Source organism: Duganella sp. AC237 (assembly GCF_979254035.1).
The window spans coordinates 6,402,740-6,417,191 of record NZ_CEEDEW010000003.1; the positions used below are offsets into that span (position 1 = coordinate 6,402,740).

The following is a 14,452-nucleotide window of genomic DNA, read 5'->3' on the forward strand; positions in this document are numbered from 1 at the left end:
GTCAGTGCTCGCGCCAATGGTCGAGGTTGACCGGCTCGGCGATCGGCGTGCCGTTGCGCTCGGCGCGCAAGCGCGCCGACGCCGCGTACACGGCGCGCCGCACGCGCATGATGGAACCCAACGGACGGTGGGCGGCGATGCAGTGCCACGGACTGAACTGCATGCCGTCGTCCACCAGCACCGACAGCCCGTGCGTCCACCCCGCCTGCGGCCCGGCGCTGATGCGCGCCACCGCCACCCAAGGGCTGGTCCACTCGACCGTCGCGTCCTCGATCGGCATCGTCGCCAGATCGTTGCACAGCTGCACCCGCAACTCCCACTCGGCCGCGTGTTCGGTCATGAAATCGACCACCGCGCCGCGCAGGCCGTTGGGCTTGCCATCCAGATCGACCGGCTGGTCCTTCAGCGCGACCAGTTCCGGCGACACCGGCACCAGCGACAGCTTGGCCATGTAGCGCCCGAACAGCACCGGCACCTGCGTGAAAAATGTCTCGCCGAGGATATGGGTTTCCGGGTGGCCGCCGAGCCCCTTCAGCGCGGCGCTCTCGCCGCCGACCGCCTCGATCGCCTTCTCCGCGCCTTGCAGCGCCGCCGAAAAGGCCTTCTTCAACGCCGGCACCTTGTCGGTGGTCGCAGCCAGCAGCTTGGCGCTGTTCAGGAATTGCTTGGCGGTCGGCGACAGGAATACCGGACCGTTGACCATGACGAAGTCCTGCGTGGTGTCGCCCTCGCTGTCCGCCAGCCGTTCGCCGGGTACGCCGATGATCTTGATCGCCATGCCGCGCGGCGTCGACACCTTGTCGTCCAGCAGATCGCCGGGCGTGGTCGACAGGCGCATCACCACCGGATACTCGCCGGCGGTGGCGAACAGACCCTGCGAGTAGTCCGGCGGAATCCGGTCCAGCACCCGCAATTGGCCACGCAGCAAACCGTGGCTCTTGGCATGCACACCGCGCGGCGCGTGGCCGCTGTCCTTGTGGACGGTCTCGGCAACGTTGCGCATGGCATCCTGCAGGCCGGCGATGGTCTTGGCCTCGTCCTCCTCCTCGATTTCGTAGGACGGGTCATAGGGGAGCGGTTGGTTCAGATGGCGGGTGGGGAAATCCATTTTGTATCCTGCGGGCTAGTTGGCTGACTGGACGATGATGCCGTCATTGCTCTGCAATGTCTGTTGCGTGCCACACCCACAACCGTGCCACACCGGCAATAAGGCATTCCATTCCGTCAAACCCGCAGTTCGTCGCCCGCCGCTGGTCAACGCCACCGGCAGGCGCTACAGTCACACCATGATTTTCACCGATGGAAACCGATGACGCCCACCCTCCGCTTTGCCCGGCCGGCCTTGCTCGCCCTGATCGCTACCGCCACCTTGCTGGCCGCGCATTGCGCCCAGGCGCAAACGGCGCCCGTCTTCACGCCTGAACAGTTGCGCGCCGACCTGCGCTTCATCCAGGACGCCATCGCCAGCACCCATCCCGATCCCGGATTCTCGGTCGACGCCGAACAATTGCGGCAGACCTACCGGCGCATCGACGCGCAACTGGACAAACCGATGACACGCGACCAGGCCTGGCGGCTGCTGGCCACGCTCAACCCCGTCTTCGCGGACGCCCACATGGTCGTGACGCAGCCCGATGCCGGCGGCCAGAGCGAGGCGTTCATCGCGGGCGGCGGCGGCTTCTTCCCATATGAAGTGGTGGTGGACGCGCAAGGAGGCCTGACCGTCCGCGCCGAACTGGGCGGCGCGGCCTCCCCGCTGGCCGGCGCGCGCATCGAACAGATCAACGGCGTGCCCGCGCGGCGCGTGGTCGCCGAGCTGCTGGAACGCTGCCACGGCGACACGCCCGCCTTCCGCGCCGACCTGCTGTCGACCCGCTGGCCCTTCCTGTATTGGAAGATGTACGGCGACGCGGCCCGGTTCGATGTGCTGACCGCCGATGGCCGGCATCTGCGCGCCGAGGCCGGCCGCAGGCTGCCCGCCTACCTGGACGGACGATCGCAATTCGACCGGCAGTTCCGCTTAGAGCTGCTGCCCGATAGCGCCGCGCTCATGACGGTCAACACCTTTTACTGGCCGGACAAAAAACAGTTCACCGACTTCGCCGAGCGCGCCTTCACCCAGCTGCGCGACGCCAAGGTCAAGACGCTGCTGATCGACGTGCGCGCCAACGGCGGCGGCAACGACGACATGTGGATGGACGGCATCCTGCGCTACATCGCCGACAAGCCGTATCGCTGGGCGTCGACGTACAAGAAGAAGGTAATCAAGGGCCGCGAGAGCGCCACCGAAAAGCTGGGCGACGTGGTCGACGGCACGATAGAAAAATGGCTGCCGCCGCAAGCGGACGAGCCGCTGCGTTTCGGCGGCGCCACCTACGTGCTGGTGGGACGCAACACCTACTCGTCGGCCATCCTGTTCAGCAACGTGGTGCAGGACTTCGGCTTCGCCAAGGTGGCCGGCGCGCCCGGTTCGGCGCGCACGCGGCAAAGCGGCGGCACGCAGAACTTCGTGCTGCCCGCCAGCGGCCTGGGATTCAGCGTGCCGCGCCTGATCTTCCAGCGGCCTTCCGGCGCGGCCGAGCCTGCGCTCGTGCGGCCCGATCTTCCGCTGCCGGACAGCCCGTACGACAGCCGGCAATTGGTCGACGCATTGCTGGGCCAAGTCCACCGCTGAGCTCACCTCACTTGCATAACGCATGTGGCGCCTCCCAGTGGAAATCACCCTCCGGCAACAAGCTTTGCGGCTGCACAAGAACTGTGGGAGCATAGTCGACACGTTCACCGCTGTCGCGGCGGGATTGGGGGCTGCTTGAAGCTGTTACGGCTGTTGAAATTCTGCGCAGGTTTATTGCTGAGCATGCCGGCGCTCGGCGCCGAGCCGCCCGTCATGCGCTTCGCCACCGAGGAATGGCCGCCGTTTTTCAGCCGCACGCTGCCCGAGAACGGGCTGACGGGCGCGTTGATCGGCGCGGTGGTCAGGCGCATGGGCTACGAGATTCAGATCGACTATTTCCCATGGAAGCGCGCGATGGAAGTCGGCCTGCACGACCGCGACTACGCCGGCGCGGTGGCGCTGATCCGCAATCCTGAACGGGAGAAGGTATGCCATTTTTCCAGCGCCATCGGTAGCCGGCAGACGGTGCTGGCCTACCTGAAGGACAAGCCGGTGGCGGCTGGCGCGCTGAAGGATTTGGAAACGGTGCGCATCGGCACCGTGGGCGGCTACTCGTACGGCGAGCAATTCGACAGCCTCGCGCGGGCGGGCGTGCTAACGGCAGAACCAGCCATCAGCGATGAGATCAACGTGCGCAAGCTGCTGGCGCGCCGCTTCTCCGCCATCGTTATTGAGAAGCGCATACTGCGCTATCTGCTGGCCGCCGAGCGCTACACGCAAGGCGAGCGCGACCGGATCGAGACGGCCGACCATCTGTTCTCCACGCGCAGCGTGCACGTGTGCTTCCAGCACACGACGCAGGGCTTGATACACCAGCGGGCGTTCGACCAGGCCGCAAGGGACGTGGATTTATCCAGGATAGAGCGCGACTACTGGCGCGAGATGCAGCCGCCACCGGGCAAACCGTGAGCCGGCGGCGTGCCGCGCGTCATGCGGTTGCCACCGCCGGCGCTTTTTTATCGCTCGCGACGGCGGTCTTCGGCGCCGGCTTCGCTTTCTTCTTCCCAACCTGCTCCAACACCACCTTGTGAATGAAGTGCAGCTTTTCCTGGACCGGCGTCGGCAGCTTGAACGGATACGAGTCGGGCGTGCCGACGCTGCGGTTCAAGCTGTTGAGCACATAGGTCAGCGCGAACCAGTCCGCGATGATTTCGTCGAAGGAATCGATCTTCAGCGGCGGCGCGGTGATCACCATCTCCGGCTCCTCCTTCTTGCGCGGCTTGAGCGACAGTCCGCACGCATGCGCCGTCTCCAGCGTATCGATCATGTGCAGGTAGTGCGCCCACGTTTCGGCCCAGTCCTCCCACGGGTGCGAGCTGGCGTAGGTGCTGATGAAGTGCTGTTCCCAGTCGGCCGGGGCGCCGTTCTCGTAGTGTTTCTTCAGGCTCTCGCTGTAATCCTGGCGCTCGTCGCCGAACAGTTCGCGGTAGCCGTCGATCCACTCGCTGTCGGCGATCAGACGGTCAAAGTAATAGTGTCCGCTCTCGTGGCGGAAATGGCCCAGCAGGGTTCGGTAGTGTTCGTGCATCTGCTCGCGGGTGCGCTCGCGCTGGGCTGGGTCGGCCTCGGCGATATTGAGCGTGATCAGGCCGTTGTCGTGACCGGTCATCACCTTCTCGTCGTCGCCCGGGCCGTCCTCCAGGAACTGGAAGGCCAGGCCGGTTTCCTCGTCCTCCTCCTTCGAGACCGGGGTCAGGTGTAGCGAGTACAGGGAATACAGCAAGCGCCGCTTGGCCGATTCGAGGCGCTGCCAGAACAGGTGGTTCTTTTCCGAGCTGAGTGTGGGGATGACGACCGTCAACTGGCACGAAGCGCATAACTCGTTCGGATCGTTGGCATCGAGCATCCAATTGCAGACTTGATGGTTAACGTAGTTGCTGCATTGCTTGTAGAGGCGGCCGGCGTCGTTCTTGTTCAAGCTGCGCCACGTGCCCTCCTCCGCCGGCTCGAAGCTGCTGACGACGCGTTGCTCCGGCTGGTAGCCGAGCATGCTGTCGCAATTGAAGCACAGCGTGTTTTCGAAGAAGACTTGTTGGGCACACTTGTCGCAGTGAAAGGTTTTCATTTTGCCTGGAAGATGGGTGGGTGCGGTCGCCGGAAGGCACGCTTGCAAGCATCATAGCCACATGGGCCATGTTGTTCAGTTAGCCAGCGCGCATAGGGCTGGAAGTGCGTGGATTGACAACAGTGCGGCTTCAATGCGGGGCTACAACAATTCCAGCGGGGTGACCGTGACGTTGACCTGCAAGCCCTGCTCGCCGCCGCCGAGCACGATGCCGCGCATCGGCGTGACGTCGCTGAAGTCGCGCCCCCAGCCGGTGACGATGTGCTCGTGCTGCACCAGGCAGCGGTTGGTGGGGTCGAAGTCGATCCAGCCCAGCGCCGGGTCGTACACCGACACCCAGGCGTGCGAGGCGTCGGCGCCGATCATGCGCGGCTGCCCTTCCGGCGGATGCGTCAGCAAATAGCCGCTCATGTAGCGCGCCGGCAGGCCCAGCCCGCGCAGGCCGCCGATCATCAGTTGCGCGAAGTCCTGGCAGACGCCGCGCCGTCCACTCAGCACCTGCTCGAGCGGCGTCGAGATGTCGGTGGCGGTGCTGTCGAAGTCGAAGTCGTCGAAGATCCGTTGCGTCAGGTCCAGCGCGGCGTCGAGCAGCGGGCGCCCGGCACTGAAACTGGCGCGCGCGTAGTCGGCCAGCTCCGCGCTCAGGCTCACATGCGGCGACGCGTACAGGTATTGGCACGCCTCCAGCGTGGCGTCGCTGCGGTCGGTCAGCATCAGGTCGCGCACCAGCTCCCACGGCGCGCTGTCGGCGATCTGCTCCAAGGTGCGGCGCGGGGACAGCGCCAACGTCGATTCGACGTGCACCAGCAGCGCGCTGTGCGGGGCGGTGACGCTGAAATGGCGCGTCAGGTTGCCGAAATAATCGGCGCCGTCGGTGATGTCCTCGGCCGGCGGGTCGGTCACGATCCGGTGCGATTCGGTGCGCTGGTAGTCGAACGAGCGTGGCGTCATGTGCAGGTATTGCTGCGACAGCGACACCGCGCTTTGATAGCTGTAGCGGGTCTGGTGCACCACCAGATAGCGCGCGCACGCGGTCGGCGCGGATTGGCTGGGCGACGGCGTGTCGCTGGCGGTGTTCGGCAGCGGGCTGGCGGTTTGCTGGGTTTGCGTTTGCGTCATCGCGCATACCCCCGCGCGCACGGCGTTTCGAACTTGTTCTGCAGACTGCCCGTGTAGCTGAAGAACTGCAATCCGATTTGCTCGGCCATCACCTCGCTGGCGTTTTGCACGCGCGCCAGCAGGTCGATCAGCCGTGGATTGGCGCCGTACAGGTCCGCCTCCGGCGACAGCGACAGCAGCTCGTTCTGCAACGGGGCGAGATTGTGCTCGCCGCAAGGACCGTACACCTTGGCGATCTTGCGCAAGCCTTCGAGCACGCCATGCAGCTGATGGCTGATCGAACGCGGATTGCTGTCGTCGAGGATCAGCAGGTCGAGCACCGGCAGCCACTCGGGCTGGGCGCGGTAGCGCGCGCGGTAGGTGACGATGCTGTCGGACAGCTCCAGTACCCAATCCAGATTGCCCTCCGGGTCCATACCCAGCGCCGCCCGCAGCACCATGCTCTGGAATTGAAGGCGCTCCAGGCGCCGCCCCAGCGACAGGAAACGCCAGCCCATGTCGCGCGTCATGCCATCCAAGCCGAACCCGGTCAACGTCATCAGCGAGGCGGCGGCGTCGTCAAGGATCGTCATCGCTTCCGATTGCGACGGCAGCGCGGCGCCGCCGGCGCGTTCGACCAGCCGGTTCAGCGCGCGCCAGTTGTCGACCGACAGCCGCTCGCGCAACTGGCTGGCGGTGTTATAGAGCTGCTGCTGCTGGCGCGCCAGCCCCGGCACCTCCGGCGAGACCACCGCCAGCAGCAGTGCCGCTTCGATCTGCGCGTCGTGCGCGATGCGCGCAGGCGCCGGCGGCTCGGGCTCGTGCCCGGCTTCTGGCGCCTCGCCCTGGCTCTGACTTTGGCTTTGGCTCTGACTTTGACTTTGACTTTGGCTTTGGCTTTGGCTTTGGCTTTGGCTTTGGCTTTGGCTTTGATTTTGGCCCTGACTCTGGCTTTGGCTTTGGCTCTGGTCCTGGCTTTGGGTCTGGGTCTGCTGGTCCTGGCTCTGGGTTTGCTGATCCGGGCTTTGACTTTGCTGGCTCTGTCGCTGCGCCGGCTCCGGTTCGGGCATGGGGGTCAGCTGGAACCACGCGCACAGCGATTCGACGGTCGGCCATTCGGCGCCCGGATAGCCGGCGCGCACGTTGAAGACGATGTTGAGCGCCACCCGCAGCAGGCGTGCGATGTCGTCGCAGCGCTCGGTGTTACGGCCCAACCAGAACAGGTTCTCCGCCATGCGGCTCGACAGCTGGGTGTCGTCGCGCACCAGGTCTTGCGCGGTCATGCTGCGCGGGACGGGTTGCTGGTGGCGCGCCTGCGAACTGGCCTGCACCCACGTGTCCTTGCTGCCGCCGCCGTGCTGCATGGTGATGACGCGCGCATCCGGCCCGGTGGCGACGCGCGTCAGCCCGCCCGGCATGACGACGTAGCCGTCCGGCGTGGCGCAGGCGAACACGCGCAGGCCGATCGAGTGCGCGCTCAGGCGCCCGGTCTCCGGCTGGTACACCGGCCCCTGCGACAGCCGGACCAATTCGTGGGCGACGTAGTTGTTCGGGTTGGCGCGCATCTGCGCGATCAGCGTGGCGCGCGCGGCGTCTTTCAGATCGCGCCCGTAAACCGGCGCCTGGCGCAGCTGCGGGAAGGCCGGCATGATCACCAGCTGGTCCAGTTTTTCGATCGCCTCCTCCAGCGCGGCCGGCTCGCCGCACCACCAGGTGGCCACCGACGGCATGCGCAGCGGCTGGCCGAGCAGGCGTTCGCTGAGCGCCGGCAGGAAGCCGAGCAAGGCGCCCGATTCCAGCAGGTTCGATCCCAGGCTGTTGGTGACCAGTACATTCCCCCGGCGCGCCGCCTCGGTCAGGCCGGCCACGCCCAGCGCGGAGTCGGAGCGCAGCTCCAGCGGGTCGCAAAAGTCGTCGTCGACGCGGCGCATGATCACGTGCACCCGCCGCAGCCCGGACAAGGTCTTCATGAACACGATGCCGCCGCGTACTGTCAGGTCGCCCGCCTCCACCAGCGGCAGGCCGAGGTAGCGCGACAGGTAGGCTTGTTCGTAGTAGGTTTCGTTGTAGGGACCGGGCGTGAGCAGCACAATCAGCGGCGCCTCGCCGGCGCGCAGCGGATGGGCGTCGCCGTTGGCGGCGCAGCGGCGGCCCCAAACCGCCAGGCTATCGCGCATGGTGCCGAAGAAGCCTTCGAGCGGGCGCACCTTCATGTCGCGCAGCAGCGCCGGGAAGCTGCGGCCGATGATGGCGCGGTTCTCCAGCGCGTAGCCGGCGCCGGAAGGCGATTGCGTGCGGTCGGCGGTGGCCCACCAGCGGCCGTTGGGCGCGCGCGCCAGATCGACCGCGTAGAAATGCAGGGCGATGTCGTCGGGGTGGCGCATGCCGTGGGCGGCGCGCAGGAAGCCGGCGTGGCCGTGGATCAGCGCCGGCGGCAGCAAGCCCTCTTTGAGCATGTTTTGCGGGCCGTAGACGTCGCCCAGCACGCGGTTCAGCAGGGTGGCGCGCTGGATCACGGCCGCCTCGATGCCCTCCCATTCCTGGCGCGGCAGGATCAGCGGCAGCAGGTTCAGGTCCCACGGCCGGTGCGTGCCGGCGGTGTCGCCGTAGACGGTGTAGGTGACCCCGTTCTGGCGCACCTCGCGCTGCACCGTTTCGAGGCGTTGGCGCATCAAATCGGGCGCTTCGGCGCGCAGGCCGTCCAACATGGCGCGCCAATGCGGACGCGGCTCTTTCGAGGCGTCCAGCATTTCGTCGAAACTATCCGGTGCGGCCAGATATTTGGATAGCAGTTGCTTAGGCATCGCGGTCGATCGGTTTTTCTTCTAATTTTTCTCTATAGTGCGCTCAATCGGGCTGCCAGCGCAAATCGAGCGTCATCGGCAGGCTCGGATTCAGTGCTTCCTTGTACACATACATCTGCCCCGGCGTATGCCCGTGCGCCCAGAAACGGGCGAAGCGGCGCGCCTCGGCGGCATTGGCGTTGATCGGCGAACTGTCCTCGCTGCGTCCACCCGGGTGCACCACGTGGTAAGTGCAGCCGCCGATGGCGCGCCCGCTCCACGTGTCGACCAGGTCGAACACCAGCGGCGCCTGCACCTTGATGCTCGGGTGCAGCGCCGACCACGGGCTCCACGCGCGGAAGCGCACGCCGGCCACATATTCGCCCGGCACGCCGGTCGGATGCAGCGGCAGCATGCGGCCGTTGCAGGCGACCACGTGACGCCCGTCGGTCAGGCCGCGCACCAGCAACTGCATGCGCTCGACCGACGAATCGACATAGCGCGCGGTGCCGCCGCCGGTCATTTCCTCGCCCAGGACATTCCACGGCTCGATCGCCTGACGCAGCTCCATCTCCACGCCCTCGTACACCACGGTGCCGAAGCGCGGGAAGCGGAATTCGATGAACGGATCGAACCAGTGCTCCTCGAACTGGTAGCCGGCGGCGCGCAAATCGCGCGCGACGTCGCGGATATCCTGCGCCACGAAGTGCGGCAGCATCCAGCGGTCGTGCAGCGCCGTGCCCCAGTGGACCAACTTGGCCTGGTAGGGCTGGCGCCAGAAACGCGCGACCAGGGCCCGCAGCAGGAGCATCTGCAAAAGACTCATACGCTCGTGCGGCGGCATCTCGAAGGCACGGAATTCTACCAGACCGAGACGGCCGGTCGGCCCGTCGGGGAATACAGCTTATCGATCGAGAACTCGGAGCGGTGCGTGTTGCCGGTCAAATCGACCAGCAAATTGCGCAGCAGGCGGTCGACCATCCAGGGTTTGTCACCCTCGTGGAGGGTCGGCAGCACCTTGTCCATCTGCTGGAAGGCGATCGCCAGTTCGTACAGGTTGTCGTCGCGCGCCTCGTCCACGCGCGGGGCCTGGCTGGTCGGGCCGATGAAGGTGCCGGAGAACAGATACGACAACGCCGGATGGTTTTGCCAGTAGGTGATCAGGCTTTTGAGCAGGTCCGGACGGCGCAGCATCGGGCTGTCGGCGACCGTGGCGCCACCCAAGGTGGCGTGGTTGCCGCCGCCGGTGCCGGTGTGGCGGCCGTCGTTCATGAACTTTTCGGTGCCCAGGCGGGTCTTGCGCGCCTCTTCATACAAGGTGGTCATGTTGTGCACCAGCTCTTTCCAGCTGGCCGCCGGCTGCACGTTGACTTCGATGACGCCGGGGTCCGGGGTCACGCTCAGGAGCTTGACACGCGGGTCGCGCGGCGGCTGGTAGCCCTCGAGCCACAGCTTCATGTTCAGGTGGGCGGCGGTGGTTTCGATCGCGGTCACCAGCGCCAGGTAGTCCTCGATGCGTTTGAGCGGCGGCATGAACACATGCAGGCGGCCGCCGCGCACTTCGACGCACAGCGCGGTGTGGATAACCTCGCGCGGCGCCGGGGCCGGATCGACTTTTTTGGCGGCCGATTTGCGGGCGGCCAGGTCGACTTCCGCGTGGGAAGGCACGCCGTCGCCTTTCGCCGCCAGCGCCAGCGGGCCGCGCGGCTCGAATGGATCGCGGTCGAATTCCGGCTCCTCGTCCTCCGGCTGCACCCATGGCAACGCGTTGAGCGGCAGGCGCAGGCCGAGCGGCGATTCGCCCTCGATCAGGTACAGGTGTTCGCGCTTGAGCGGCCAGGCCGACGTGCGCCAGGTGGTCGGCAAGGCGATCGACAGGCGCGCCTTGGCGTCGTCGGTCAGTTCTTCCGGTTTGAGGGGCAGCACGTAGCCGGCCACCGCGCCCAAGCCGTTTTCCAGCAGGCGCGCCAGGCGGCGGCGTTCCTCCGAAGACTTCAAGTCTGCCTTGAGCGGATCGAGGTTGACCGGCAGGTTCTCCTCGCGGCGGGCTTGCACCAGCACGTCCTCGTAGGCCGGGATCGGGCTGTTGGACGGCAGGCCGAGGGTGCTGACCAGCGCCTCGGTGAAACGCTTGGCGTGTTCTGCGCCGTAGCCGTCAGCCTTCTTCTCGTCAGAGAACAGCGCCTTGTTGCGCCAGATCGGCTGGCCGTCGGTGCGCCAGAAGATGTTGAGCGCCCAGCGCGGCAGCGGTTCGCCCGGATACCATTTGCCCTGGCCGTAGTGCAGCATGCCACCGGGGGCGAAGTGGTTCTTCAATCGCAGCATCAACTCGCCGGCCAGTTCGCGTTTCTTGTCGCCGTGCGCCAATGTGTTCCACTCTGCGCCGTCCATGTCGTCGATCGACACGAAAGTCGGCTCGCCGCCCTGGGTCAGGCGTACGTCCATCGCTTGCAGGTCGTAGTCGACCTGCTGGCCGAGGGCGTCGATCTTGTGCCAATCGGCGTCGGCGTAGGGTTTGGTCACGCGCGGGTCTTCATGGATGCGCGTCACGGTCATCACGTGGTGGAATTCGACCTCGGCGACGTCGGTGAAGCCGCTCACCGGCGCGGCCGACGAGGGAATGGCGGTGCAGGCCAGCGGGATGTGGCCCTCGCCGGCCAGCATGCCGGAGGTCGGATCGAGGCCGATCCAGCCGGCGCCGGGGATGTAGACCTCGGCCCACGCGTGCAGGTCGGTAAAGTCGACGTCGGTGCCGCTTGGGCCGTCGAGCGCCTGCTGGTCGGCCTTCAATTGAATCAGGTAGCCCGACACGAAACGCGCCGCCAGTCCCATGCCGCGCAGGATTTGCACCAGCAGCCAGCCGCTGTCGCGGCACGAGCCGGAACGCTTCTCCAGCGTTTCGGCGGGGGTTTGCACGCCCGGTTCCATCCGCACCAGATAGCCGATGTCGCCCTGCAGGCGCTGGTTGATGGCGACCAGGAAGTCATTCGTCATCAAGTCTTCTTTGAGGATCTCGCGGCGCGCCATGGCGATCCACTCGACGACCTCTGGATCTTCCTCAAAGTGCAGATACGAGCCCAGTTCGAGCTTGAGCGCTTCCGGATAGGCGAACGGGAAGTGCTGGGCGTAATCCTCGAGGAAGAAGTCGAACGGGTTGATGACCGTCATGTCGGCAATCAGGTCGACGGTGAAATCGAGCTCCTTGGTCGCTTCCGGGAAAACGGCGCGGCCGATGTAGTTGCCGTACGGATCTTGCTGCCAGTTGAGGAAGTGCTGCGCCGGGGTGATGCTCAGCGAATACGACAGGATAGGCGTGCGCGCGTGTGGCGCCGGGCGCAGGCGCACTTCGTGCGGTGAAAGCGTGACCAAACGGTCGAATTTGTAGCTGGTTTTATGGTGCAGGGCGACGCGGATGGCCATTCGGTAGTGCCTTTCGGTAAGTATTGCACGGGACGAGGGCAGCAACACTGCCGAGGCGCCGGAGATATCTCTTGTCTTGATGATAAAGCAGGATCCGTACCCGCAGCGCAGGGTGTCAGCGGATCGGTCCGGAAGATGTCGGCAAGGAGTTTACTTGCGTAAGGTTAGTCATAGTAGCTGAAAACGCTTGAAATCCCGGCACCCCATGCGGGGGTCAGTGCCGACATTCGGACATTGTGGAACTTTTAACCATAGAAAAGTTCCCAATTATCTTAATTTGTCCGAATGTCGGCACTGACCCCCGGTGGTTTTATTGACGATTATCCCGCTGGGGATAACGTTATCGAAGCAGGGATAAAAAGAGATAAAAATGCTGACGGGCGCCAGACCACACCGTAGTCTGACGCCCGCTGCTGGCCTGCGCACTACCGGTCTATGGTTTAAACACCCGCCGCCGGCAGCGTCTGTGCAAACTGCGAGACGCCGTCGAGGTTGAACAGCTCGACCTTCATCGCCTTGGTCTTCGGGTCGATATTGACTTCTCCAAAGAACTGGTAGCCGGCAAACGGCGAGGAATTCTGGATCAACGGGCTTTTCGAGAATACCGCCGTGGGGCCGAAGGTCTTGTCGAGCACGCCTGGGCCGAAGGTACCGGCATTCATCGGGCCGGCGACGAATTCCCAGAATGGGGAAAAATTCGTGAACTTGGCCTGGGCGGGATCGTAATAGTGGGCGGCGCAGTAGTGAACGTCGGTGGTGATCCAGACCACGTTTGGCACTGCCTTGATGCTACTGAGCAGGCGAGCCATTTCGAGTTCGCGGCCGAGGGGAAGCCCGTCGTTGCCGTTGGCGAGTGCTTCCCACAACGCTTCACCCTGGGCGTTCTTGCCGTCGCCGACGTTCAAGCCGATGGGCATGTCGGCGGAGATGACTTTCCAGGTTGCGGTCGAGGCTTTCAGGCCGGCGATCAGCCATTCCACCTGCTCACGACCCAGGAATGCCGAACTGGCGTCTTCAGCGGTTTGCAGGTTGGTGCTGTTCGGACCACGGTAGCTGCGCATGTCGACGACGAACACGTCCAGCAGCGGACCGTGAGAGATGGTGCGATAAATGCGCTGCGGTTCGCTTTGCTTGTAATAGCGCATGGGCGCATATTCCAGGAAGGCGCGTCTGCCACGGGTGGTGAGGGTCGCGATGCTTTTTTCGGTGTAGCGCGCATCGGCCGATAAATCCTTGGAAGCGCTGTAGTTGTTCGTCACTTCGTGATCGTCCCATTGCCAGACCTGCGGCACCTGGGCGGCGAACTTGCGGAAGTTTGCATCCATCATATTGTAGGCATGACGGCCGCGATATTCCTTCAGCGTTTCGGCGACCTTGCTGACTTCTTCCGTGACCAGATTGCGCCAGACCTTGCCGTTTTCCGCCGTTACCTGGGCCAGGATCGGGCCGTCGGCATAAATCGTGTCGCCGTTGTGGATGAAGAAATCCGGGTCGCGCAAACGCATCGCTTCATAGATCTTCATGCCGCCAAACTCGGTGTTAATGCCCCAGCCTTGGCCGCACTGGTCGCCGCTCCAGTGAAAACGCACGGCCCGGGCGCCATCGGCAGCAGGAGTGGTCCGGAATTGGCCCGAGATGGTTTCGCTTTCGATTTTCGAATTGTTGGGATCCACATAGCGCACACGCACGAATACCGTTTGGCCGGCGGGCAAGCCGCCCAGGTCGACACGGGTTGTGAAATCGGTGGCGTCGCTGGCAGTGGGGCCGACGATGCGGCTAGCGTTGGTGAAACGGTCACTGGTATCGTATTCGACGATCATCTGCGCGTTGCGGTCGCTCCGGCTCCAGATGATCGCGCGGTTGTCGGTAATGTCGCCGAACTGTATTCCCGACGGCATCTTGGGCCGTTCGTTCTCGCTGACACCGATGGCGATAGGGGTGGCGCCGCCGCCGCAGCCCCCGAGCAACAGCGGGCCGCCCAAGGCCGAACTGCCCACCAATACCCCACCCTGGGCCAGGAAACTGCGACGCGAAATCGATGAAGTCATGCTTGCTCCGATCATTTAAAAGGGAACAAGCTTAGGTTTTTAATATGACAGGACGATGAAATCGTCAACGGAACGGACGGGGAAGGCGCAGAAGTACAAGGCGGAAAAAAGGGCCAATGGCCTCACCGAAAGAACGAGAGATTATGAAAGTTCTTATTGATATAAATCGTTTATATCATTAATTGATGCAAGCAAAAGTATTGAATCGACGCCAATACGTAGAGATATCACGCCGATGCGGGACTCCAAACCAAAGGCCTATCCCCTCCCTGCTTATCCTCGAGCTCCTGTTGCTTCTCTTTAAGAATCTCGGCAAGGGTACGGCGGCTTACAAGCATCGTCACTCCAGGCGCCAATCGCCTCG

General features: G+C 64.5%; 7 protein-coding genes and 1 pseudogene. 2 read left to right on the forward strand and 6 right to left on the reverse strand.

The window, feature by feature from the left end; genetic code table 11:
- Position 1: 1 nt before the first annotated feature.
- Complete coding sequence (locus AC0IYS_RS28260; RefSeq protein ID WP_471708307.1) at positions 2–1,108, reverse strand: catalase family protein; 1,107 nt, start codon at positions 1,106–1,108, stop codon at positions 2–4.
- A gap of 201 nt (positions 1,109–1,309) precedes the next feature.
- On the opposite strand from AC0IYS_RS28260, the gene AC0IYS_RS28265 reads away from it, so the two are divergent.
- Positions 1,310–2,674 carry a S41 family peptidase gene (locus tag AC0IYS_RS28265; RefSeq protein WP_471708308.1) on the forward strand — a complete coding sequence of 455 codons (1,365 nt, stop codon included), beginning with the start codon at positions 1,310–1,312 and terminating at the stop codon, positions 2,672–2,674.
- Between the two features lie 135 nt (positions 2,675–2,809).
- Positions 2,810–3,583: a substrate-binding periplasmic protein gene (locus AC0IYS_RS28270; RefSeq protein WP_471708310.1), complete on the forward strand. Its 774-nt coding sequence runs from the start codon at positions 2,810–2,812 to the stop codon at positions 3,581–3,583.
- A 19-nt stretch (positions 3,584–3,602) separates the two neighbouring features.
- On the opposite strand, the gene AC0IYS_RS28275 is transcribed toward AC0IYS_RS28270, so the two are convergent.
- From AC0IYS_RS28275 to AC0IYS_RS28295, 5 genes and pseudogenes are all read right to left on the reverse strand, one after another.
- Positions 3,603–4,739, reverse strand: a complete 1,137-nt coding sequence (locus AC0IYS_RS28275; RefSeq protein WP_471708311.1) for a zinc-binding metallopeptidase family protein — start codon at positions 4,737–4,739, stop codon at positions 3,603–3,605.
- Between the two features lie 141 nt (positions 4,740–4,880).
- Positions 4,881–5,858: a transglutaminase family protein gene (locus AC0IYS_RS28280; RefSeq protein ID WP_471708312.1), complete on the reverse strand. Its 978-nt coding sequence runs from the start codon at positions 5,856–5,858 to the stop codon at positions 4,881–4,883.
- The gene (locus AC0IYS_RS28285) at positions 5,855–8,641 is read right to left on the reverse strand and encodes a circularly permuted type 2 ATP-grasp protein (protein WP_471708313.1); all 2,787 of its coding nucleotides are present in this window, start codon (positions 8,639–8,641) and stop codon (positions 5,855–5,857) included. The genes AC0IYS_RS28280 and AC0IYS_RS28285 overlap by 4 nt, the downstream gene beginning before the upstream one ends.
- 43 nt (positions 8,642–8,684) lie before the next feature.
- Positions 8,685–12,040, reverse strand: a pseudogene (locus tag AC0IYS_RS28290) (transglutaminase family protein).
- Positions 12,041–12,480: 440 nt separating this feature from the next.
- Positions 12,481–14,088, reverse strand: coding sequence for an alkaline phosphatase D family protein (locus tag AC0IYS_RS28295; protein ID WP_471708314.1), 1,608 nt, complete (start codon positions 14,086–14,088; stop codon positions 12,481–12,483).
- Between the last annotated feature and the right edge of the window lie 364 nt (positions 14,089–14,452).